Origin of the sequence: Massilia paldalensis (assembly GCF_044901715.1) — a bacterium.
Lineage (GTDB): Bacteria > Pseudomonadota > Gammaproteobacteria > Burkholderiales > Burkholderiaceae_D > Telluria > Telluria paldalensis.
The window spans coordinates 1,026,456-1,048,971 of record NZ_JBJCIU010000002.1; the positions used below are offsets into that span (position 1 = coordinate 1,026,456).

23 protein-coding genes and 1 tRNA gene are annotated in these 22,516 nt (G+C 64.4%); 18 read left to right on the forward strand and 6 right to left on the reverse strand.

Annotated elements, in window-relative coordinates; translation table 11 throughout:
• Positions 1 to 443 precede the first annotated feature (443 nt).
• The 13 genes from pstS to ACI1V7_RS14410 all read left to right on the forward strand — a co-directional run bounded on the left by pstS (position 444) and on the right by ACI1V7_RS14410 (position 14,445).
• Positions 444 to 1,487, forward strand: coding sequence for a phosphate ABC transporter substrate-binding protein PstS (gene pstS, locus ACI1V7_RS14350; RefSeq protein WP_404532437.1), 1,044 nt, complete (start codon positions 444 to 446; stop codon positions 1,485 to 1,487).
• A gap of 197 nt (positions 1,488 to 1,684) precedes the next feature.
• Positions 1,685 to 2,617, forward strand: coding sequence for a phosphate ABC transporter permease subunit PstC (pstC, locus tag ACI1V7_RS14355; RefSeq protein WP_404532532.1), 933 nt, complete (start codon positions 1,685 to 1,687; stop codon positions 2,615 to 2,617).
• Complete coding sequence (gene pstA, locus ACI1V7_RS14360; protein WP_404532438.1) at positions 2,617 to 3,471, forward strand: phosphate ABC transporter permease PstA; 855 nt, start codon at positions 2,617 to 2,619, stop codon at positions 3,469 to 3,471. Before pstC ends, pstA begins: the two co-directional genes overlap by 1 nt.
• Before the next feature lie 60 nt (positions 3,472 to 3,531).
• On the forward strand, positions 3,532 to 4,326 hold the full coding sequence (gene pstB / locus ACI1V7_RS14365; protein ID WP_404532533.1) for a phosphate ABC transporter ATP-binding protein PstB: 795 nt from the start codon (positions 3,532 to 3,534) through the stop codon (positions 4,324 to 4,326).
• A gap of 37 nt (positions 4,327 to 4,363) precedes the next feature.
• Positions 4,364 to 5,065: a phosphate signaling complex protein PhoU gene (phoU, locus tag ACI1V7_RS14370; protein ID WP_404532439.1), complete on the forward strand. Its 702-nt coding sequence runs from the start codon at positions 4,364 to 4,366 to the stop codon at positions 5,063 to 5,065.
• Positions 5,066 to 5,068: 3 nt separating this feature from the next.
• Positions 5,069 to 5,761, forward strand: coding sequence for a response regulator (locus ACI1V7_RS14375; protein ID WP_290415475.1), 693 nt, complete (start codon positions 5,069 to 5,071; stop codon positions 5,759 to 5,761).
• Positions 5,762 to 5,780: 19 nt separating this feature from the next.
• Positions 5,781 to 7,073, forward strand: coding sequence for a phosphate regulon sensor histidine kinase PhoR (phoR, locus tag ACI1V7_RS14380; RefSeq protein WP_404532534.1), 1,293 nt, complete (start codon positions 5,781 to 5,783; stop codon positions 7,071 to 7,073).
• Positions 7,074 to 7,243: 170 nt separating this feature from the next.
• Positions 7,244 to 8,173 (forward strand): patatin-like phospholipase family protein, encoded by a 930-nt coding sequence (locus ACI1V7_RS14385; RefSeq protein ID WP_404532440.1) that lies wholly within the window; start codon positions 7,244 to 7,246, stop codon positions 8,171 to 8,173.
• Between the two features lie 144 nt (positions 8,174 to 8,317).
• Complete coding sequence (locus ACI1V7_RS14390; RefSeq protein ID WP_404532441.1) at positions 8,318 to 8,725, forward strand: GlcG/HbpS family heme-binding protein; 408 nt, start codon at positions 8,318 to 8,320, stop codon at positions 8,723 to 8,725.
• 274 nt (positions 8,726 to 8,999) lie between these two features.
• Positions 9,000 to 10,163 carry a glutamine-hydrolyzing carbamoyl-phosphate synthase small subunit gene (carA, locus tag ACI1V7_RS14395; protein ID WP_404532442.1) on the forward strand — a complete coding sequence of 388 codons (1,164 nt, stop codon included), beginning with the start codon at positions 9,000 to 9,002 and terminating at the stop codon, positions 10,161 to 10,163.
• 12 nt (positions 10,164 to 10,175) lie between these two features.
• Complete coding sequence (carB, locus tag ACI1V7_RS14400) at positions 10,176 to 13,406, forward strand: carbamoyl-phosphate synthase large subunit (RefSeq protein WP_404532443.1); 3,231 nt, start codon at positions 10,176 to 10,178, stop codon at positions 13,404 to 13,406.
• Positions 13,407 to 13,521: 115 nt separating this feature from the next.
• Positions 13,522 to 13,998, forward strand: coding sequence for a transcription elongation factor GreA (gene greA / locus ACI1V7_RS14405; RefSeq protein WP_404532535.1), 477 nt, complete (start codon positions 13,522 to 13,524; stop codon positions 13,996 to 13,998).
• A 6-nt stretch (positions 13,999 to 14,004) separates the two neighbouring features.
• Positions 14,005 to 14,445 carry a DUF4149 domain-containing protein gene (locus ACI1V7_RS14410; RefSeq protein ID WP_404532444.1) on the forward strand — a complete coding sequence of 147 codons (441 nt, stop codon included), beginning with the start codon at positions 14,005 to 14,007 and terminating at the stop codon, positions 14,443 to 14,445.
• A gap of 167 nt (positions 14,446 to 14,612) precedes the next feature.
• Here the strand turns inward: ACI1V7_RS14410 and yhbY are convergent, their stop codons facing one another.
• Positions 14,613 to 15,080, reverse strand: coding sequence for a ribosome assembly RNA-binding protein YhbY (gene yhbY / locus ACI1V7_RS14415; RefSeq protein ID WP_404532445.1), 468 nt, complete (start codon positions 15,078 to 15,080; stop codon positions 14,613 to 14,615).
• A gap of 46 nt (positions 15,081 to 15,126) precedes the next feature.
• On the opposite strand from yhbY, the gene ACI1V7_RS14420 reads away from it, so the two are divergent.
• The 5 genes from ACI1V7_RS14420 (at position 15,127) to ACI1V7_RS14440 (ending at position 20,348) form a co-directional block, all read left to right on the forward strand.
• Positions 15,127 to 15,774, forward strand: coding sequence for an RlmE family RNA methyltransferase (locus tag ACI1V7_RS14420; RefSeq protein ID WP_404532446.1), 648 nt, complete (start codon positions 15,127 to 15,129; stop codon positions 15,772 to 15,774).
• 254 nt (positions 15,775 to 16,028) lie between these two features.
• A complete protein-coding gene (gene ftsH, locus ACI1V7_RS14425) occupies positions 16,029 to 17,912 on the forward strand; it encodes an ATP-dependent zinc metalloprotease FtsH (protein WP_290415467.1) in 1,884 nt (627 codons plus the stop codon).
• 91 nt (positions 17,913 to 18,003) lie between these two features.
• A complete protein-coding gene (gene folP / locus ACI1V7_RS14430) occupies positions 18,004 to 18,846 on the forward strand; it encodes a dihydropteroate synthase (RefSeq protein ID WP_404532447.1) in 843 nt (280 codons plus the stop codon).
• Positions 18,847 to 18,857: 11 nt separating this feature from the next.
• Positions 18,858 to 20,192 carry a phosphoglucosamine mutase gene (glmM, locus tag ACI1V7_RS14435; RefSeq protein ID WP_404532448.1) on the forward strand — a complete coding sequence of 445 codons (1,335 nt, stop codon included), beginning with the start codon at positions 18,858 to 18,860 and terminating at the stop codon, positions 20,190 to 20,192.
• A gap of 79 nt (positions 20,193 to 20,271) precedes the next feature.
• Positions 20,272 to 20,348, forward strand: a tRNA-Pro gene (locus ACI1V7_RS14440).
• 239 nt (positions 20,349 to 20,587) lie between these two features.
• On the opposite strand, the gene ACI1V7_RS14445 is transcribed toward ACI1V7_RS14440, so the two are convergent.
• From ACI1V7_RS14445 to ACI1V7_RS14465, 5 genes are all read right to left on the reverse strand, one after another.
• Positions 20,588 to 20,824, reverse strand: coding sequence for a hypothetical protein (locus ACI1V7_RS14445; protein WP_404532449.1), 237 nt, complete (start codon positions 20,822 to 20,824; stop codon positions 20,588 to 20,590).
• 202 nt (positions 20,825 to 21,026) lie between these two features.
• Positions 21,027 to 21,167, reverse strand: coding sequence for a hypothetical protein (locus ACI1V7_RS14450; RefSeq protein ID WP_404532450.1), 141 nt, complete (start codon positions 21,165 to 21,167; stop codon positions 21,027 to 21,029).
• Complete coding sequence (locus ACI1V7_RS14455; protein ID WP_404532451.1) at positions 21,167 to 21,658, reverse strand: hypothetical protein; 492 nt, start codon at positions 21,656 to 21,658, stop codon at positions 21,167 to 21,169. The genes ACI1V7_RS14450 and ACI1V7_RS14455 overlap by 1 nt, the downstream gene beginning before the upstream one ends.
• Positions 21,655 to 22,113: a lysozyme gene (locus ACI1V7_RS14460; RefSeq protein ID WP_404532452.1), complete on the reverse strand. Its 459-nt coding sequence runs from the start codon at positions 22,111 to 22,113 to the stop codon at positions 21,655 to 21,657. Before ACI1V7_RS14460 ends, ACI1V7_RS14455 begins: the two co-directional genes overlap by 4 nt.
• Entirely contained in the window at positions 22,113 to 22,493 is a 381-nt protein-coding gene (locus ACI1V7_RS14465) for a hypothetical protein (protein WP_404532453.1), read from the reverse strand. The genes ACI1V7_RS14460 and ACI1V7_RS14465 overlap by 1 nt, the downstream gene beginning before the upstream one ends.
• Positions 22,494 to 22,516: the final 23 nt, after the last annotated feature.

Here is a 22,516-nt window from a genome sequence, read left to right on the forward strand (position 1 = left end):
TCGGGCTCCTGGCCCTACCTGCTATTCGTGATAGCGATCTCTCAGCTTGCCGCGGCTTCCGCGCGCCTCTCCGATGACGTCGCAGAGAAGCAGGCCGGCAATTCCCCCCAGCACTCCTGTAATGAATAGACTGACCAGCATGACGTTCCGACGCCGTTGAGCGCATCCTCCCTTGGTGACCGACACGCTTTCACAGTAGCAGACGGCCATGTATTTACAAGAGGCCTTTTTTCATGCGCAGCGAATGCTCTGTCATAGGGGGAAATTGCTCATGAAAGGATCAATGTGACATGCTGGCGGCAAGCGTGTGACACGCTTTTCCAGGCTTGGTGCATGATAAAAGAGGCGTCATATGAATATGTCACGCCTGTCATAAAGCCGTCATATTCAATGGCTACACTGCGCAGCATCAAACGTCTCACACCCTAACCAAAGGACTTGATATGCGCATGAAGCAACTGCTGGCCACCATCATCATCGGCACCACCGCCACCTTCGCGAGCACCGCGACCCTGGCCGCCGATATCACCGGCGCCGGCGCCACCTTCCCGTATCCGATCTACGCCAAGTGGGCCGAGATGTACAAGAAGGCATCGGGCAACGGCCTGAACTACCAGTCGGTCGGTTCGGGTGCCGGCATCAAGCAGATCAAGGCCAAGACTGTCGACTTCGGCGCATCGGACATGCCGCTGGCGGCCGCCGAGCTGGATGAAGCCGGCCTGATGCAGTTCCCGGCCATCATGGGCGGCGTCGTCACCGTCGTCAACCTGGACGGCATCACCCCGGGCCAGCTGAAGCTGACCGGTCCGGTCGTCGCCGACATCTACCTGGGCAAGATCACCAAGTGGAACGACCAGGCCATCGCCGCCCTGAACCCGGGCGTCAAGCTGCCGGCGGAAGACATCACCGTCGTGCACCGCGCCGACAGCTCGGGCACCTCGTTCATCTTCACCGACTACCTGTCCAAGACCAGCCCGGACTTCAAGAGCAAGATCGGCGCCGGTACCGCCGTGAAGTGGGTCGTCGGCGTGGGCGGCAAGGGCAATGACGGCGTCGCCGCCAACGTCCAGCGCATCAAGGGTTCGATCGGCTACGTCGAATGGGCGTACTCGAAGAAGAACAAGATGTCGCACACCCAGCTGAAGAACAAGGACGGCGCCTTCCTGCAGCCGGACGACGACGCCTTCAAGGCCGCCGCCGCCAACGCCGACTGGGCCAAGGCACCAGGCTTCGCCGTGGTCCTGACCGACCAGCCGGGCAAGACCGCCTGGCCGCTGACCAGCGCTTCCTACATCCTGATGCACAAGTCGCAGGCCGACGCCGCCAAGGGCAAGGAAGTCCTGAAGTTCTTCGAGTACGCCTTCAAGAACGGCGATGCCGCAGCCACCGACCTCGACTACGTGCCGATGCCGGATTCGGTCACCAAGCTGGTGGAAGCCGCCTGGAAATCGAACCTGAAGGACGCTTCGGGCAAGGCGATCTGGTAATCGACATCCCCATCCGTGGGTAGCGCTGCTCCCACCTTTCCCGGCGAGAGGTCGGGGGAGGTGGGGGCGGCGCGCTTTTGCTTCCGGGTAATAAATTGAACAAACATATGAACGCACACTCCGCGATCGCTGCCGATAACGCCGCCGCCCAGGCCGCGCAGCAGGAAGAAGCCAGGAACGTTGCCCTGCGCAACACCATGCGCACCCAGCGCATCCAGGACTTCTTCTTCCACAAGATCACCCTGTTGTTCGCTGCATCGGTGCTGCTGGTGCTGGTCGGCATCATCATCTCGCTGGCGATCGGCGCGGCGCCTGCGTTCCGCGAATTCGGCCTCGGCTTCGTCACCACCAGCGAGTGGGATCCCATCAACGACAAGTTCGGCGCGCTGATCGCCATCACGGGCACCCTGGTGACCTCGCTCATCGCCCTGGCCATCGCCTTTCCCGTCAGCTTCGGCATCGCCCTGTTCCTCACCGAGATCTGCCCGGCCTTCCTGCGCCGCCCGATGGGCATGGCGGTGGAACTGCTGGCCGGCGTGCCGTCGATCATCTACGGCATGTGGGGCCTGTTCGTGTTCGCGCCGTTCTTCGGCGACCACGTCCAGCCGCTGCTGAAGAACACCATCGGCGTGCTGCCGTTCATCGGCCCCCTGTTCAAGGGCCCCACGATGGGCCTGGGCGTACTGACCGCCGGCATCATCCTGGCCATTATGATCATTCCCTTCATCGCTTCCGTGATGCGCGACGTGTTCGAGATCGTGCCGGCCGTGCTGAAGGAATCCGCGTACGGCCTCGGCTGCACCAAGTGGGAAGTCGTGCGCAAGATCGTGCTGCCGTACACCCGCACGGGCGTCGTCGGCGGCGTCATGCTGGGCCTGGGCCGCGCGCTCGGCGAAACGATGGCCGTCACCTTCGTGATCGGCAACGCCAACAAGATCTCGCTGTCGCTGTTCGAAGCGGGCAACTCGATTTCCTCCACGCTGGCCAACGAATTCGCCGAAGCCAGCTCGCCGCTGCACGTGTCCTCGCTGTTCGCACTGGGCCTGATCCTGTTCGCGATCACCTTCGTCGTGCTGTCGGCCGCCAAACTGATGCTCGTGGGTATGGCCCGCAAGGAAGGGGCAAAATAATGCAAACCACCGTCAATCCTGTCTACCGTCGCCGCCTGCTGGGCCACCGCATCGGCATCACGCTGTCCATCGTCGCCATGGCCATCGGCCTGGGCTTCCTGGCCTGGATCCTGTTCACCCTGCTCGTGCACGGCTTCGGCGCGCTGTCGAGCAACCTGTTCTCGCTTGACACCCCGGCGCCGGGCAGCGAAGGCGGCCTGCGCAACGCCATCTTCGGCACCGTGCTGATGGTGGGCCTGTCGACGCTGGTGTCGACCCCGATCGGCATCCTGGCCGGCATCTACCTGGCCGAGTACGGCGCCAACAACAAGTTCGCGGCGCTGACGCGCTTCGTCACCGACATCATGCTGTCGGCCCCGTCGATCGTGATCGGCCTGTTCGTCTACGCGCTGTACGTGGCCAACGTGCAGCACTTCTCCGGCTACGCGGGCACCATCGCGCTGTCGCTGATCGCCATTCCCGTGGTCGTGCGCACCACCGACAACATGCTGCACCTGGTGCCCAACAGCCTGCTGGAAGCCGCGTTCGCGCTGGGCGCGCCGCGCTGGAAGGTGTCGCTGATGGTGCGCCTGCGCGCCGTGAAAGCTGGCGTCGTCACGGGCGTGCTGCTGGCCGTGGCCCGCATCGCCGGCGAAACGGCGCCGCTGCTGTTCACCGCGCTGAACAACCAGTTCTTCACGACCGACCTGAACCAGCCGATGGCCAACCTGCCGGTGGTGATCTACCGCTTCGCCATGAGCCCGTACGAAGACTGGCAATCGATCGCCTGGGGCGGCGCGCTGCTCGTCACCTTCAGCGTCCTGGCCCTGAACATCCTGTCGCGGACCGCGTTCCGCCAGAAGACTCCGCAGTAATCGCTACCGAAGACAACGACAATGAACGCTACCATCCAGACCGCGATCCCGACCGCCACCATGAGCACTGCGACCTCCGCATCGAACCAGGGCAAGCCGAAGGCCAAGACCATCGAGATCCAGGGCCTGAACTTCTACTACGGCAAATTCCAGGGCCTCAAGAACGTCAACCTGGACATCCACGACAAGCAGGTGACGGCCTTCATCGGCCCGTCCGGCTGCGGCAAGTCCACGCTGCTGCGCACGCTGAACCGCATGTACGACCTGTACCCGGGCCAGCGCGCCGAGGGCGCCATCGTCTACGGCGGCCGCAACATCCTCGACCCGGGCGTCGACGTGAACATGCTGCGCGCCAAGATCGGCATGGTGTTCCAGAAGCCGACGCCGTTCCCGATGTCGGTCTACGACAACATCGCCTTCGGCGTGCGCCTGTACGAAAACCTGTCCAAGGGCGAGATGGACGAGCGCGTGGAATGGGCGCTGAAGAAGGCCGCGCTGTGGACCGAGGTCAAGGACAAGCTGAACAAGAGCGGCCTGTCGCTGTCCGGCGGCCAGCAGCAGCGCCTGTGCATCGCCCGCGGCGTCGCCGTCAAGCCGGACGTGCTGCTGCTCGACGAGCCGACCTCGGCGCTGGACCCGATCTCGACGTCGAAGATCGAGGAACTGATCAGCGAACTGAAGGGCGACTACACGATCGCCATCGTCACCCACAACATGCAGCAGGCCGCGCGCTGCTCGGATTACACCGCCTATATGTACCTGGGCGAGCTGGTCGAATTCGGCGAGACGGACCAGCTGTTCATGAACCCTGCCCGTAAAGAGACGCAGGACTACATTACCGGCCGCTTCGGTTGATGCGGTAACATAACAATATCTGACAGGACACGAAGACATGGTAGGCGATCACTCTTCCAAGCAGTACGACCAGGAGCTCGAAGGTATCCGTTCGAAAGTGCTGCTGATGGGCGGCATGGTGGAAACCCAGTTCGAGGAAGCGCTGGAGGCGTTCCGCGTCAACAATGCCGAGCAGGCCGACAAGGTGATGGCGGACGACCACGCCGTCAACCAGCTCGAGGTGCAGCTCGACGACGCTTGCAGCCACCTGATCGTGCGCCGCCAGCCGGCCGCGAACGACCTGCGCACCGTGATGGCCACGATCAAGGTCATCACCGACCTCGAGCGCATCGGCGACGAGGCCACCAAGATCGCGCGCACGGCCAAGGGCCTGCACGAGCGCGGCATGGTCAGCTTCAACCACTACGACGTGGTGCGTACCATCTCGCGCGCCACTGCCGACATGCTGCACGACGCGCTGGACGCGTTCGCGCGCCTGGACGGCAAGGCGGCCGTCCAGATCATCGCCCAGGACGACGTGATCGACTTCGAGTTCCGCACCATCCTGCGCAACTCGATCACCTTCATGATGGAAGACCCGCGCACGATCTCGTCGGCGCTGGACACGCTGTGGGTGGCCAAGGCCATCGAGCGCATCGGCGACCATGCCAAGAACATCGCCGAATACGTCATCTACGTGGTCGAGGGCAAGGACATCCGCCATAGCAAACCCGCGGTGAGCGAGCGGAGCGAAGGGTAATCGATGGCGTCGAACACGAGCGTACTGATCGTCGAGGATGAGCCGGCGATCGTCGAACTGGTGAGTTATTCGCTGCGCGAGACGGGCTGGGAGATCCGTACCGCTGGCAACGTGGCGGCGGCCTGGGATTCGATCGTGCACGGCCGGCCCGACCTGCTGCTGCTGGACTGGATGCTGCCCGACCAGAGCGGCCTGCGCCTGCTGTCGCGCCTGCGCGGCGACCGCGATTTCCAGGACATTCCCGTCATCATGCTGACGGCGAAGAGCATGGAAGAGGACAAGATCGCGGGCCTGAACACGGGCGCCGACGACTACGTCACCAAGCCGTTCTCGCCGCGCGAGCTGCTGGCGCGCTCGAAAGCGCTGCTGCGGCGCAAGAGCCCGCACCTGGCCGAGGCGCCGCTGTCGGCGGGCGAGGTCACGCTGGACCCGGCCAGCTGCACCGTCACGCTGAACGGCCGCCAGCTCGACATGGGCAACGCGGAATACCGCCTGCTGAAGTTCCTGATGGCGCACCGCGAGCGCGTGTTCTCGCGCAGCCAGCTGCTCGATAAGGTGTGGGGCGATGCCGCCGCCGTCGAGGAACGCACGGTCGACGTCCACGTGCTGCGCCTGCGCAAGGCCCTGAAGGAGGCGGAGAAGCTGATCCGCACCGTGCGCAGCGTCGGCTACATGCTGACCGAGAAAGAGAAATAAGAAAGCCCCGATGTCGAATCTGAATCCGAAGCTCGTGTTCTGGGTTCCGGCCACGCTGCGCCTGGGCCTGGTGCTGCTGGGCGGCGCCGTGTTCTGGTGGATGTCCGGTCCCGTCACGGGCCTGGCGTTCGCGCTGCTGGTCACGATCGGCCTGCTGGCTTCCCAGCTGATGTACCTGCACAAGCTGGGCGAATGGCTGGACGATCCGCAGAGCGGCAAGCTGCCGGACGGCTGGGGCGCCTGGACCGACGTGTTCGCGCGCCTGTACCGGCTGCGCCGCGACGACGAGCGGCACCAGAAGGAGCTGGCCGAGTGGCTGGCCAGGTTCCGCCAGGCCATGCAGCTGCTGCCGGAAGGCGTGGCGATCATGGACGACGTGCTGTTCCTGGAATGGTGCAATCCGGCCGCCGAGCGCCACCTGGGCCTGACGCTGGAGCGCGACAAGGGCCGCCGCGTGACGAACCTGATCCGCCATCCGGAATTCATCGACTACATCATCCTGGGCCGCTACGAGCAGCCGCTGACGCTGGCGATCCGCGGGCGCAAGCTGGTGGTCCAGGTCATCCCCTTCGAGAACCGCCGCCAGATCCTCGTGACCCACGACGCCACCGAAACCGAACGCATCGAGGCGATGCGCCGCGACTTCATCGCCAACGCCTCGCACGAATTGCGCACGCCGCTGACGGTCATCGTCGGCTTCCTGGAAATCGCCCTGGCCGACCCCGGCCTGGACGAGAAGACCCGCACCGCCCACCTGGAGCTGATGACGGAGCAGGCCGGCCGCATGCAGCGCCTGATCGAGGACATGCTGACGCTGTCGCGGCTGGAGTCGGACGAGTATCCGCTCAAGCGCGAACGCATCGAGATGCGCGCCCTCGTCGAGCAGGTCGCCAGCGATGCGCGGGCGCTGTCGAACGGCCGCCACGAAGTGGAGGTCACCGTCGACGGCCCGGACGTGATGGGCAACGCGGACGAGCTGCGCAGCGCCTTCGGCAACCTGGCCAGCAACGCCGTGCGCTACACGCCGGCCGGCGGGAACATCAAGCTGTCCTGGACGCGCGGGCCGAACGATTTGCGTTTCGAGGTCGCCGACGACGGCATCGGCATCGACGAGCAGCACATTTCGCGCCTGACCGAACGCTTCTACCGCGTCGACAAGAGCCGCTCGCGCGAGACCCAGGGCACGGGCCTGGGCCTGGCCATCGTCAAGCACGTGCTGCTGCGCCATGGCGGCAAGCTGGCAATCCGCTCGGTGGCGGGGAAGGGCAGCGTGTTTACGGCGTCGTTGCCGAATACGTCGCTGCCGGGGTGATCGCGTGAGATTAGGCCCCTGCCTGCGCAGGGGCGACGAATCTGGAGTACGTAGCCGTAAAACCGTCGTCCCTGCGCAGGCAGGGACCCAAGCATTGCGCGCACAGCGGCTGCCATAACAGCACCGAGAACGGGTTACAATCCCCTTTTTGCATGCAATCTCGCTCCCGGATGACTTTCTCGCGCCGTTCCATCCTCTCCACGCTCGCCGCCGCCACGCTGCTGGCCGGCTGCGGCTCCACCCCCAAGCAACCCGAACCCGCGACCGTCGCGCCACCCGTCGCGCCCACGCCCGTGCCGCGCAAGGTCAGGATCGCCCTGGCGCTGGGAGGCGGCGCCGCGCGCGGCTTTGCCCACATCGGGGTGATCAAGGCGCTGGAGGCGCAGGGCATCCGTCCGGACATCATCGTCGGCACCAGCGCCGGCTCCGTCGTGGGCGCCCTGTACGCATCCGGCTACGACGGCTTCGCGCTGCAGAAGATCGCGCTGGAGATGGACGAGGCCACGATTTCCGACTGGGCCATTCCCTTCTTCGGCAAGTCGACGGGCGTGCTCAAGGGCGATGCGCTGCAGGCCTACGTCAACAAGGCCGTGCGCAACCAGCCCATCGAGAAACTCAAGATCCCGTTCGGCGCCGTCGCCACCGACCTCAAGACGGGCAAGCCGATCCTGTTCCGGCGCGGGAACACGGGCATGGCCGTGCGCGCCTCGTCCGCCGTGCCGGGCGTGTTCCAGCCCGTGACCATCGCCGGCGTCACCTACGTCGACGGCGGCCTGGTCGCACCCGTGCCGGTGCGCTTCGCGAAAGAGATGGGCGCCGAATTCATCATCGCCGTCAACATCTCGAGCGCCACCGAGACCCAGGCCACCGTCAGCAACCTCGATGTGCTGATGCAGACCTTCACCATCATGGGCCAGCGCCTGAACCATTTCGAACTGAAGGATGCCGACATCGTCATCACCCCGGCGCTGGGCGCCATGGGCAGCGCCGATTTCAACGGCCGCAACCTGGCCGTGCTGGCGGGCGAGCAGGCCGCCGCCGCCGTGATGCCGCAACTGAAGGCCAAGCTCAAGGCGCGCCAGCTCACGCAGGCGCCTTGATGACCCGGTTCCGGCAGGCGTAGGGTGGGCACCATGTGCCCACCAAGTGCCCGCAGCACGTCAGCGCCTGGTGGGCACATGGTGCCCACCCTACCCGGATTGCAACACCCGATCATCCACCCGCACGAGAAAAGGAAAGAGAAGATGCAAACGAAAGCTGTCCTGACCCTGGAAGACGTCAAGAAGATCGCCGCCGCCGCCGAGGCGGAAGCCGTGGCCAACGGCTGGAAGGTCGTGATCGCGATCTGCGACGACGGCGGCCATCCGCTGTGGCTGCAGCGCCTGGACGGCGCCGCGCCGATCTCGTCCCACATCGCCCCGCAGAAGGCGCGCACCGCCGCGCTGGGCTGCCGCGAATCGCGCGTGTACGAGGAACTGATCAACAACGGCCGCACCTCGTTCCTGAGCGCGCCGCAGCTGGAAGGCATGCTGGAAGGCGGCGTCAACATCGTCGTCGACGGCCGCACCATCGGCGCGATCGGCGTCTCGGGCGTGAAGTCGGCCGAGGATGCGCAGATCGCCAAGGCCGGCATCGCCGCGCTCGGCCTCTGATGCGATAGCCGGGAACGAGGCTTGCCCGGCTTATCGGCCGGGCAAATCCTTTTTCCAGTTGGAATGGGCCAGGATAAATGGCCAGAGGGCGATTGCCGGGTGGCGGAAATTACGCTATAATTCAGAGGTTTAGCCATCACATTATCTGCCGTAGCGACTACCCACCCATTCCTTCTTCTAGCGACCTGTTCCAATACTGGGCGACTCCATCGCTCACACGCGTTCAGGCCGGTCTGACGTGGCGCAGCTACGGCAACTTTATCGGGAGTTGCCCTTGCCGCCATTTTTTTCTGGCCCAGCCGTTCCAGCCATCCTGGCCCTGGCAGACGGAACCATTTTCAAAGGATATTCGATCGGCGCCGCCGGTCACACGATCGGTGAAGTGGTCTTCAATACCGCCATCACCGGTTATCAGGAAATCCTTACCGACCCCAGCTACTCGCGTCAGATCGTCACGCTGACGTATCCGCACATCGGCAACCAGGGCGTGAACCCGGCCGACGTGGAGGCCACCAAGGTACATGCCGCCGGCCTCATCATCCGCGACCTGCCGCTGCTGGCGTCGAACTTCCGCTCCACCCAATCGCTGTCGGACTACCTGAAGCAGGAAAACGTGGTCGCCATCGCCGGCATCGACACGCGCAAGCTGACCCGCATCCTGCGCGAGAAGGGCGCCCAGAACGGCGCCATCCTGACCGGCACCCAGGGTGTCGAGCCGTCGGAAGCGCAGGCGCTGGAACTGGCGCGCTCGTTCCCCGGCCTGTCGGGCATGGACCTGGCCAAGGTCGTGTCGGTGAAGGAGCCGTACGTGTTCACCGAGACCGAGTGGAAGCTGGGCGAGGGCTTCGGCAAGCAGGACAATCCGCAATACCACGTGGTGGCCTTCGACTACGGCGTCAAGCGCAACATCCTGCGCATGCTTGCCGAGCGCGGCTGCAAGGTCACCGTGCTGCCGGCGCAATCCACGGCGGCCGACGCGCTGGCGCTGAACCCGGACGGCATCTTCCTGGCCAACGGCCCCGGCGATCCGGCACCGTGCACCTACGCGATCGAAGCGTCGCGCGAGCTGATCGAGAAGGGCATCCCGACCTTCGGCATCTGCCTCGGCCACCAGATCATGGCGCTGGCCTCGGGTGCGAAGACCGTCAAGATGAAGTTCGGCCACCACGGCGCCAACCACCCGGTGCAGGACCTCGATTCCAGGCAGGTGCTGATCACCTCGCAGAACCACGGCTTCGCCGTCGACGTCGACACGCTGCCGGCCAACTGCCGCGTCACCCACGTGTCCCTGTTCGACGGTTCGCTGCAGGGCTTCGAGCGCACGGACAAGCCGGCCTTCTGCTTCCAGGGCCACCCGGAAGCCTCGCCGGGCCCGACCGACGTCGCCTACCTGTTCGACCGTTTCATTGGCCTGATGAACAGCGCTAAAGCCAACTGAGAGAAGAAATAAATGCCAAAACGTAGTGATATCAACAGCATCCTGATCATCGGCGCGGGCCCGATCGTCATCGGCCAGGCCGTGGAGTTCGATTACTCCGGCGCCCAGGCCTGCAAGGCCCTGCGCGAAGAAGGGTACAAGGTCATCCTGGTCAACTCGAACCCGGCCACCATCATGACGGACCCGGAAACGGCCGACGTCACCTATATCGAGCCGATCACCTGGAAGGCCGTCGAGCGCATCATCGACAAGGAACGTCCGGATGCGATCCTGCCGACCATGGGCGGCCAGACGGCGCTGAACTGCGCGCTCGACCTGCACCGCCACGGCGTGCTGGACAAGTACAAGGTCGAGCTGATCGGCGCCACGCCGGAAGCCATCGACAAGGCCGAGGACCGCTCCAAGTTCAAGGATGCGATGACCAAGATCGGCCTGGGCTCGGCCAAGTCGGGCGTCGCCCACACGATGGACGAGTCGCGCGCCGTGCAGCGCGAGCTGGGCTTCCCCGTCATCATCCGTCCGTCGTTCACGATGGGCGGCTCGGGCGGCGGCATCGCCTACAACGAGGAAGAGTTCGAGGCCATCTGCAAGCGCGGCCTGGAAGCCTCGCCGACCTCGGAGCTGCTGATCGAAGAGTCGCTGCTGGGCTGGAAAGAGTACGAGATGGAGGTCGTGCGCGACAAGAACGACAACTGCATCATCATCTGCTCGATCGAGAACCTGGATCCGATGGGCGTCCACACGGGCGACTCGATCACCGTCGCGCCGGCGCAGACGCTGACCGACAAGGAATACCAGATCATGCGCAACGCCTCGATCGCCGTGCTGCGCGAGATCGGCGTCGACACGGGCGGATCGAACGTGCAGTTCTCGATCAATCCGAAGGACGGCCGCATGATCGTCATCGAGATGAACCCGCGCGTGTCGCGTTCGTCGGCGCTGGCATCGAAGGCCACCGGCTTCCCGATCGCCAAGGTGGCGGCCAAGCTGGCCGTCGGCTACACGCTCGATGAGCTGCGCAACGAGATCACCGGCGGCGCGACCCCGGCCTCGTTCGAGCCGTCGATCGACTACGTCGTCGTCAAGATCCCGCGCTTCACGTTCGAGAAATTCCCGACTGCCGACAAGCACCTGACCACCCAGATGAAATCGGTGGGCGAGGTGATGGCGATGGGCCGCACGTTCCAGGAATCGTTCCAGAAGGCGCTGCGCGGCCTGGAAGTGGGCGTGGATGGCCTGAACGAAAAGACCCGCGACCGCGAGAAGATCGAGGAAGAACTGGGCGAGCCGGGTCCGGACCGCATCTGGTACGTGGGCGACGCGTTCGCGCAGGGCTTCACGATGGAAGAGGTGCACAACCTTACCAAGATCGATCCTTGGTTCCTCATCCAGATCAAGGAAATCGTCGACATCGAACTGTGGCTCGACCACCAGAAGCTGGAAAGCCTGGACAAGCCGACGCTGTACAAGCTGAAGCAGAAGGGCTTCTCGGACCGCCGCCTGGCCTTCCTGATGGGCACCACCGCGCAAGCCGTGCGCGAGAAGCGCCATGCGCTGGGCATCCGTCCGGTGTACAAGCGCGTCGACACCTGCGCGGCCGAATTCGCGACCAACACGGCGTACATGTACTCGACGTACGACGAAGAGTGCGAATCGAACCCGACCGACAAGAAGAAGATCATGGTGCTGGGCGGTGGCCCGAACCGCATCGGCCAGGGCATCGAGTTCGACTACTGCTGCGTGCACGCGGCCCTCGCGATGCGCGAGGACGGCTACGAGACCATCATGGTCAACTGCAATCCGGAGACCGTGTCGACCGACTACGATACCTCGGACCGCCTGTACTTCGAATCGCTGACGCTGGAAGACGTGCTCGAGATCGTCGACCTGGAAAAGCCGGCCGGCGTGATCGTCCAGTACGGCGGCCAGACCCCGCTGAAGCTGGCGCTGGACCTGGAAGCCAACGGCGTGCCCATCATCGGCACCTCGCCGGACATGATCGACGCGGCGGAAGACCGCGAGCGCTTCCAGAAGCTGCTGCAGGACCTGGGCCTGCGCCAGCCGCCGAACCGCACCGCGCGCACCGAAGCCGAGGCGCTGGCCCTGGCAGCCGAAATCGGCTACCCGCTGGTCGTGCGTCCGTCGTACGTGCTGGGCGGCCGCGCGATGGAGATCGTCCATGAGCAGCGCGACCTGGAGCGCTACATGCGCGAAGCGGTCAAGGTGTCGAACGACTCGCCCGTGCTGCTGGACCGCTTCCTGAACGACGCCATCGAAGTCGACGTCGACTGCATCTCGGACGGCGAGACCACCTTCATCGGCGGCGTGATGGAACACATCGAACAGGCCGGCGTGCACTCGGGCGACTCGGCCTGCTCGCTGCCGCCGTACTCGCTGTCGCAGGACACCATCGACGAGCTGAAGCGCCAGACCTCGTTGATGGCCAAGGGCCTGAACGTGGTCGGCCTGATGAACGTGCAGTTCGCGATCCAGCAATCGGACGTCGACGGCAAGACCGTGGACACCGTCTACGTGCTGGAAGTGAACCCGCGCGCCTCGCGTACCGTGCCGTTCGTCTCCAAGGCGACGGGCCTGCAGCTGGCCAAGATCGCGGCGCGCTGCATGGTCGGCCAGACGCTGGCCCAGCAGGGCATCACGAAGGAAGTGATCCCGCCGTTCTACAGCGTCAAGGAAGCCGTGTTCCCGTTCGTGAAGTTCCCGGGCGTCGACACCATCCTGGGCCCGGAGATGAAATCGACGGGCGAAGTGATGGGCGTGGGCATGACCTTCGGCGAAGCCTTCGTGAAATCGCAGCTGGCGGCCAGCATCACGCTGCCGTCGTCGGGCAACGTGTTCCTGTCGGTGAAGGGTTCGGACAAGCCGCGCACCGTGAAGCTGGCGCGCGAACTGGTCGACCTCGGCTTCAAGCTGGTCGCGACCAAGGGCACGGCCGCCGTGATCTCGGCCGCCGGCATCCCCGTCTCGCCGGTCAACAAGGTGGTCGAGGGCCGTCCGCACATCGTCGACATGATCAAGAACCACGAGATCGCCATGGTCGTCAATACGGTCGAGGAAAAGCGCAATGCGATCGCCGACTCGCGCACCATCCGTACCTCGGCCCTGCAGGCGCGCGTCGTGACCTACACGACCATCGCCGGCGCGGAAGCCGCGGTGCAGGGCATGCGCCACCTGGATGAGCTCAATGTGTACGATTTACAAGGCCTGCATAAAACCTTAAACTAAGCGTTAGAAGCAGTAACAAAACCACAGAGTTCGCGCGGCGTGCGCCGTGCGACTCTGTGGTTTTCACTTTTTTTGTCCTGCGTGCGTGTCTACGCCGCATATACATAGAAACGAGATCATGAACACTCCTTTGACCAAACACGGCGCCGAACTCCTGAAGGAAGAGCTGCACCAGCTCAAGACCAAGGAGCGTCGTAACGTGATCGATGCGATCGCCGAAGCGCGTTCGCATGGCGACCTGTCCGAAAACGCCGAATACGATGCCGCTAAGGAGCGCCAGGCCTTCGTCGAAGGCCGCATCGCCGAGCTGGAAGCGAAGCTGTCGACGGCCCAGGTCATCGATCCGGCCACGCTGGATGCGGAAGGCCGCGTCGTGTTCGCCGCCACCGTCGACCTGGAAGACCTGGAGAACGGCCAGAAGGTTACCTACCAGATCGTCGGCATCGACGAAGCCGACATCAAGCTGAACAAGGTGTCGGTGACCTCGCCGATCGCCCGCGCGCTGATCGGCAAGTACGCCGGCGACGTGGTCGAGGTGCAGGCCCCGTCCGGCCCGCGCGAATACGAGATCCTCGAAGTCCGCTACGTCTGATCCGCGATGATGGCGAATGTCCGCCTGCTGCTGGCGGCCCTGTGGGCCGGCAGCATCTGGGGCGTGAGCTACCTGGCCGCGCCGAGCGCGTTCGCCGTGCTCGACAGCACATCGGCCGGCAGCGTGGTGGCCACGATGCTCACGCGCGAAGCCTGGCTGTCGATCGCGCTGGCGCTGCTGCTGGCCATCGTGCTGCTGCGTTCGCCGGACCTGGACGCGCGCCGCCGCCGCTGGCTGTGGTGGTGCATCGGCGGGATGCTCCTGTGCAGCATGATCGTCTACCTGGGGCTGCAGCCCGTGATGGCGGCGATCCGCGCGTCGGCCGGTCCGGCCGGGGTGAGGGCGTCGCCGCAGTGGACGACGTTCGCCACGCTGCACGGGTTGTCGCAGCTGTGCTACCTGGTCGAAAGCATTCTGGGCGCCGTGCTCGTCGTCAAGAGCCGCTGATTCGGTCGCGCATGGTGGGCACGGGGTGCCCACCCTACGGATGTCTCCGCGCTTGCATGAAACGTTCGCATCGCCGTAGGGTGGGCATCACATGCCCACCACGCGTGCCGCGAACAAGCGAAAAAAAACCGGGCACGGGCCCGGTTAATTTTTTGATGATGCGCCGCTTATTTCAGCGCAGTCTTCTTGGTGCTGGCCTGGCGCGTCTTGGCGCGCTTGATGTTGCCGCCCTGGGTCACGCGTTCGTTACCCTTGAGCAGGACCTTGGTGACGGACGGCTTCTTGGTGCCGCTCGGGCTCGGCTTGACGATGGTGACTTCGCGCAGGCCCTTGCCGGTCTTGGTCGAACGTTCCTTGGCGGCTTCCTTCTTCGGACGGTAGAGCACGAGCAGCTTGCCGATGTGCTGCACGGGGGCGGCGTCGAGGTCGGCGCAGATCTGTTCGTACATGGCGATGCGCGCTTCGCGGTCGTCGCCGAACACGCGCACCTTGATCAGGCCGTGCGCGTCCAGGCTGGACGAGATTTCCTTCAGGACGGATTCGGTGAGGCCGGCTTCGCCGATCATGACGACGGGATTGAGTCCATGGGCTTCCGCACGCAGGGCAGAGCGCTCGGCCGGGGTAAGTTTGATCATAATAATATTTTTTTGTGGTACCTATTAAAAGCAGTATTTTACGCTAATGGCCAAGAACAAATTCAACAAAAACTGGGTGCACGACCACATTAACGACCCGTATGTCAAATTGGCACAGAAAGAGGGTTACCGGGCGCGTGCAGCCTACAAGCTGAAGGAGATCGACGAGGCCGAAAAGCTGATCAAGCCGGGCCAGGTCATCGTCGACCTCGGCTGCACCCCCGGCAGTTGGGGCCAGTACACGCGGCGCAAGCTGTCCGGCGGCGAGGACGGCGGCATCAAGGGCACGATGATCGGCCTGGACATCCTGCCGATGGAGCCCATCGCCGACATGCACTTCATCCAGGGCGACTTCCGCGAGCAGGAGATCCTCGACCGGCTGGCCGAGGTGCTGGAAGGCCGCATGGCCGACCTGGTGCTGTCCGACATGGCGCCGAACCTGTCCGGCATCTCGCATGCGGACGCGGCGCGCATGGAAGACCTGATCGACCTGGCCATTGAGTTTTCGCAATCCCACCTCAAGCCGGGCGGCGCATTGTTGGTGAAATGCTTCAAAGATATGGGCTTTACGCAAATCCTTGAGAAGTTCCGTACCGAGTTCAAGGTTGTCAAGCAGATCAAACCCAAGGCCAGCCGCGACAAATCCTCGGAAATCTTTTTGCTGGGCCGCGGTCTGAAGAATCCAGCGGCCTGAAAATCCCGGGCGGCCGGCAATATTGCTCTTGATATTTGCCTGCGCAACCGCACATCAGCCGGGAGCGGTGTGTTTCGTGCTTCGGCGCGAAACAGCCACGCAGGCGGCGTACGGAGTACACCAAAAACCGTTATAGTGGCGTACAGGCACTAAAAAGAGCCCGTAACCGGTGTGCGCGCGGTACTGTCCGCCGATTGCGGTAAAATCCGCCTTTGAAAAATGGGAAAAGATGCGTCCGCATCAGAGGAGTCTTCGTGAATAATATGTTTTCCAAATCCGCCATCTGGGTGGTGGTCGCGCTGCTGTTGTTCATGCTGTTCAAGCAGTTCGACAACCACAGCACGTCGGGCGGCGCCAAGACGATCGCCTATTCCGAGCTGCTCGACAACGTGAAGGCGAAGAAGGTCAAGGATGTCACGATCGAAGGCTCGAGCATCACGGCGGTCCTCACCGACGACAGCAAGGTCCGCACCACGGCGACCATGCTCGACCGTGGCCTGATCGGCGACCTGCGCGACAACAACGTGCGCTTCGACGTGAAGCCGCCGGAAGAGCCGTCGTTCCTGCAACAAGTATTCATCTCCTGGTTCCCGATGCTGCTGCTGATCGGGGTCTGGGTATTCTTCATGCGCCAGATGCAAGGCGGCGGCAAGGGCGGGGCATTCTCGTTCGGCAAGTCGAAGGCGCGCATGATGGACGAAACCAACAACACCGTCACCTTCGCCGACGTCGCCGGTTGCGACGAAGCGAAGGAAGAAGTGGGCGAGATCGTCGACTTCCTGAAGGACCCGACCAAGTTCCAGAAGCTGGGCGGCCGTATCCCGCGCGGCGTGCTGATGGTCGGTCCGCCGGGTACCGGCAAGACCCTGCTGGCGCGCGCCATCGCCGGCGAAGCGAAAGTGCCGTTCTTCTCGATCTCGGGTTCCGACTTCGTCGAGATGTTCGTCGGCGTGGGTGCGTCCCGCGTGCGTGACATGTTCGAGAACGCCAAGAAGCACTCGCCCTGCATCATCTTCATCGACGAGATCGACGCCGTCGGCCGCCACCGCGGCGCCGGCATGGGCGGCGGCAACGACGAACGCGAACAGACGCTGAACCAGCTGCTGGTCGAGATGGACGGCTTCGAGGCTTCCTCGGGCACCATCGTGATCGCCGCGACCAACCGTGCCGACGTGCTGGACAAGGCGCTGCTGCGTCCGGGCCGTTTCGACCGCCAGGTGATGGTGGGCCTGCCGGACATCCGCGGCCGCGAACAGATCCTGAACGTGCACATGCGTAAAGTGCCCATCGGCACCGACGTGAAGGCCGACATCCTGGCCCGCGGCACCCCGGGCTTCTCCGGCGCCGACCTGGCCAACCTGGTCAACGAAGCCGCCCTGTTCGCCGCGCGCCGCAGCAAGCGCCTGGTCGAGATGATCGACTTCGAAGACGCCAAGGACAAGATCTACATGGGTCCGGAGCGCAAGTCGATGGTCATGCGCGAGGAAGAGCGCCGCAACACGGCCTACCACGAGTCGGGCCACGCGGTGATCGCCAAGCTGCTGCCGAAGGCCGATCCGGTGCACAAGGTCACGATCATGCCGCGCGGCTACGCGCTGGGCCTGACCTGGCAGCTGCCGGAGCACGACAGCCTGTCCGGTTACAAGGACAAGATGCTGGAAGAGATCTCGATCCTGTTCGGCGGCCGTATCGCCGAGGAGATCTTCGTCGGCCAGATGTCGACCGGCGCCTCGAACGACTTCTCGCGTGCCACGAAGCTGGCCCGCTCGATGGTCACTAAGTTCGGCATGTCGGAAAGCATGGGCGTGATGGTGTACGAGGACAGCGAGAACGAAGGCTTCTTCGGCGGCTCCGTCAAGACCATCTCGGAAGCCACGCAGCAGAAGGTCGATGCCGAGATCCGCAGCATCCTGGACACCCAGTATGCGCTGGCCCGCCGCCTGCTCGAGGAAAACCGCGAGAAGGTCGAGATGATGACCAAGGCCCTGCTGGAATGGGAAACCATCGATGCCGAGCAGATCAACGACATCATGGCCGGCCGCGAACCGCGTCCGCCGAAGTCGGTGCAGCTGACCAAGCGCACCCCGCCGACCGACAACAGCGGCGGCGTCGCCCAGAACGCGACGGCACCGGCTTGATCGCCATCCCCGGAGCGTTGCCACGGTAATGCTCCATGAAAAGACACCCTGCGGGGTGTCTTTTTTTTGTTCCTTTTATTGGTTTTTTATCATGCGTCAGTACTTCCAATGCGGCCGCTACGGCTTCGACCTGAACCAGCGCGCGCTGGTGATGGGCATCCTCAACGTCACCCCCGATTCCTTTTCCGACGGTGGCCGCTACCAGAGCCTCGAATTCGCCGTCGAGCGTGCCGAGCGCATGATCCGCGACGGCGTCGACATCATCGACATCGGCGGCGAATCGACGCGCCCCGGCTCGCCGGCCGTGTCGCTGCAGGACGAGCTGGCGCGGGTGATGCCGGCCATCTACGCCCTGTGCGAGCTGGGCGTGCCCGTGTCGATCGACACCTACAAACCCGAGGTGATGCGCGAAGCGATCATCGCCGGCGCCGACCTGATCAACGACATCAACGGCTTTCGCGCGCCGGGCGCCATCGAGGCGGTCAAGGATGCCGACTGCGGCCTGTGCGTGATGCACATGCAGGGCACGCCGCAGAACATGCAGGCGAACCCGCACTACGAGGACGTGGTGGCGGAGGTGATCGCCTTCCTGCGCGAACGGGTCGAAGCGCTGCTGGCGGCCGGGGTCGCACGGGAGCGCGTCACGATTGACCCGGGATTTGGTTTTGGCAAGACTGTCGAGCATAATGTGGTCTTGTTCCGCAGCATGAAGCGCCTGCGCGAGGAACTCGGTTTGCCCGTGCTGGCAGGCGTGTCGCGCAAGACGATGATCGGCGCGCTGACCGGCGGCAAGGGCGTCGAGGAACGCCTGGCCGGCAGCGTGGGCGCGGCACTGGCTGCGGTAGCGCAGGGAGCGCGGATCGTGCGGGTCCATGATGTCGCGGAGACGGTGGACGCACTGAAGGTCTGGCAAGCGCTGACGACGAATACTTAAGGAAAGACTGAATGGCACGCAAATATTTCGGTACGGATGGTGTCCGTGGCCTGGTGGGCGAAGCCCCCATTACCCCAGAGTTCGTGATGCGCCTCGGCTATGCCGCCGGCAAGGTGCTGGCGAAGGGCAGCACCGGCAAGCGTCCCGTGGTCCTGATCGGCAAGGACACCCGCATCTCCGGCTACATGCTGGAAGCCGCGCTGGAAGCGGGCTTCTCGGCCGCCGGCGTGGATTCGATGCTGGCCGGCCCGATGCCGACCCCGGCCATCGCCTACCTCGTGCGTGCGCTGCGCCTGCAGGCCGGCGTCGTGATCTCGGCCTCGCACAATCCTTTCCAGGACAACGGCATCAAGTTCTTCTCGGAACACGGCACCAAGCTGCCGGACGCCGTCGAGAGCGAGATCGAGGACGCTGTCGACCAGCCGATGGGCTGCGTTTCCTCGGACAAGCTGGGCCGCGCGACGCGCCTGCGCGACGCCCAGGGCCGCTACATCGAATTCTGCAAGAGCACCTTCCCGAACGAACTGGACCTGCGCGGCCTGAAGATCGTCGTCGACTGCGCCCACGGCGCCGCCTACAACATCGCCCCCCACGTGTTCCATGAACTGGGCGCGGAAGTGATCGAGCTGGGCACCAAGCCGGATGGCTTCAACATCAACGCGGGCGTCGGCGCCACGGCGCCGCAGGCGATGGCGCGCGCCGTCGTCGAGAACAAGGCCGACCTCGGCATCGCGCTGGACGGCGACGCCGACCGCCTGATCATGTGCGACGCCAACGGCCGCCTGTACAACGGCGACGAGCTGCTGTACGTGATGGTGCGCGCGCGCCTGGCGACGGGCCCCGTCGCCGGCGCCGTCGGCACGCTGATGACGAATATGGCGCTCGAAGTGGCGTTCAAGGACATGGGCGTGGGCTTCGCCCGTGCCAAGGTCGGCGACCGCTACGTGCTGGAACTGATGCAGGAACGGGGCTGGATCCTGGGCGGCGAGGGCTCCGGCCACCTGCTGGCCCTGGACAAGCACACGACGGGCGACGGCATCGTCTCCGCGCTGCAGGTCCTGACGGCGCTTAAACGCTCCGGCAAGAGCCTGGCCGATTGCTGCAGCGAACTGACGCTGTTCCCCCAGACCCTGATCAACGTGCGCGTGCAGCCGGGCTTCGACTGGACGAAGAACGAGGCCGTCGTTGCCGAGAAGGAAGCCGTCGAGCGCGAGCTGGGCGACAAGGGCCGCGTGCTGATCCGCCCGTCCGGCACCGAGCCGCTGGTGCGCGTGATGGTCGAGGCCAAGGAAGCCGAGCTGGCCGAGTCCATGGCCAGGCGCATCGCCGCCCGCTTCGAAGGCTGAATCCGCCTTCCACGCAGGATGGCGCACGCCGGGCGGCTTCATTGACGCTGTCCCGGCGCCGGAGTATGATCCCCGCAATCGGAGTGTAGCGCAGCCCGGTAGCGCACCTGCTTTGGGAGCAGGGGGTCCAAGGTTCGAATCCTTGTACTCCGACCACCGTTTGCAGACGGGCTGTCCACGACGGCCCGTTTTCATATCATGACGCCGTCCCGTGCATGCGGGACCGGATCACCATACTGCCCATAGCTCAGTTGGATAGAGCATCAGCCTTCTAAGCTCATATAGAAACCAAGGATTCATGCGGGTTTCGACGCGAAATACGCTCCGCAATTCATGCCAATCGACTTCGTTTTAGGCTTGAAAATCCAGGGCGACTTCCGCGATTGCGGAGCGAATTACAGCTTCGGCTGCTCCTTCACAACCGGCTCTTCCTCCAGCAGTCGGAACAGCGACTGTGCCATGATAGTGCCCGTCGTCGACGTTGGCGGCTGCCGGAAGAAATCGTGCGATCGGAGCGCCAGGGCGCGAAGCCGATGGATCTCCCACAGCAGCGCTACAACGTCCTCGTCGCCGCGGTTGCGGTCGTGGATCGCCTTCAGGTCTTCGCGAGTGAGGGCTGGGCGGTCGTTCATGTTGCACCTGCAAAATACTGTATGAGCATCCAGTATGTCGGATGACAAGACGCAACCCTGGGTTGCCGCGCGCTGGGTATGATCTGCGCCATGACCAGCCGAACCGATACCGAACTGGCCGCTGCCGTCGACGAGGCGCTGGCGATGGGCAACGCCCGGGCCGCCGCGCACTTCCTGGAAGCGAGGGGAGCCCGGTTCGCACTCATTTGCCGGGTGCTGGGGGAGCCGGCGCGCCGTCGGCAGGAAGCGACGAGGGCGGCGCCGGCAGCACCTTCACCACCTGGCCGGCCACCGTCTGCATGACCAGTTGCTGCTCGCGCGCGGTAATGACGTGGAAGTCCATCACGGCACCAGCCCGTTGTCCCGCAGGAAGCGCTGGCAGGAGCGGCCGGTTGCCAAGTCCGTCTCGACGTCGGCGATCAGCTGCTTAAGATCTCGGTCAGCCGCTGCTGAAACCAGCCCGGCGGATGGATCGGTGCCGTCGCCGCCGGTGGCGCTTTCGGCTTGGGCGGGGCCGGTAGGTCGGTCGGGACATACTGCGGAGCCGACGCGCAGCCGGCCAGCAGCAGCAAGGCGCTTGCGAAGATCAGCAATTTCGTCATCTTTGGCTTTCGTGATGGTGGTGTTGGCGGCGTCCTGGCGCGCGGCCAGGGCAGCGTTGTCGTCGGCGCGCTTGAGTACTGCCTTGGCATCGGCTTGGGCCCGCTCGGCGACGGCTGCGGCGTGACCCGCGTCGTACTGTCTTCCGCCGTACCAGCGCAGGCCAAGGACCGCACAGAATGTGACGACGATCACAAGCAGAACGGCGGCTAAGAGGCGTTCCAGCGCGCTCATGATGGAATCCCGTCGTCCAGGAACAGCGCGGCCTCGGCAGCACGTCGCCGCTCCAGACCAGTCAGTCGCTCTTTGCCGGCATAGACCCACCGCTTGAACTGCTCCGCGGCCGCTTTGTAGTTGCGCTTGTTGATGAGGATGAGCAGCGTGGATTCGCCGAGGTGCGACGCGCCCAGGTTGAACGTGAATGACACCAGCGCGTCGAACATGCTCTGCGTGATCGGCGCCTTGACCAGCATCTGCACGCCGGCGACGGCATCCTCCAGATCCTGCGAAAGCCAGACGTCGGCCTGCTGGATCGAGCAACGGTCGCCCATGCGCACACCCTTGGTGTGGCCGACGCCGATGGTCGGAATGCCTTTGGAGTCGCGGTAGGCTTCGAGACGCATGCCCTCGAACTCGCGGATCAGCGCGCGGCAGGCGCCGGATGGCTTCAGGTCGGTGGCGGCTGGCATCACAGCACCTTCTTGGCGTCAGCGACGAGTTCGTCCAGGCCGGCATCCTTGCGCTTGTTCAGGAACACGAACAGCGCGCGTACCAGCGCCCAGGCGGGCAGGCCGCACGCGAAGGCCAGAGCCATCATCGCGACCATGCCGAATTCGTCTTGCGCCCAGTGCTGGATGCCCAGGTAACGGACCAGCGCAGCGCCGCCGCCGATCGAGCCCATCAGGGTGCAAGCGAGGGCAACGCGCCACTCGGCCTCGTCCTTGGGTTTGGTCAGGGCCATGACGACGAAGGCAGCGATGCCCGCGCCGAGCGCCCCCATGCCGGCCAGGCCGCCGATGATCTTCCAGCCTGCTACGCCCGCGGCTGCGCCTGAAATTGGTTCGCTCATTTGGTGTGCTTTCATAGGTAGAA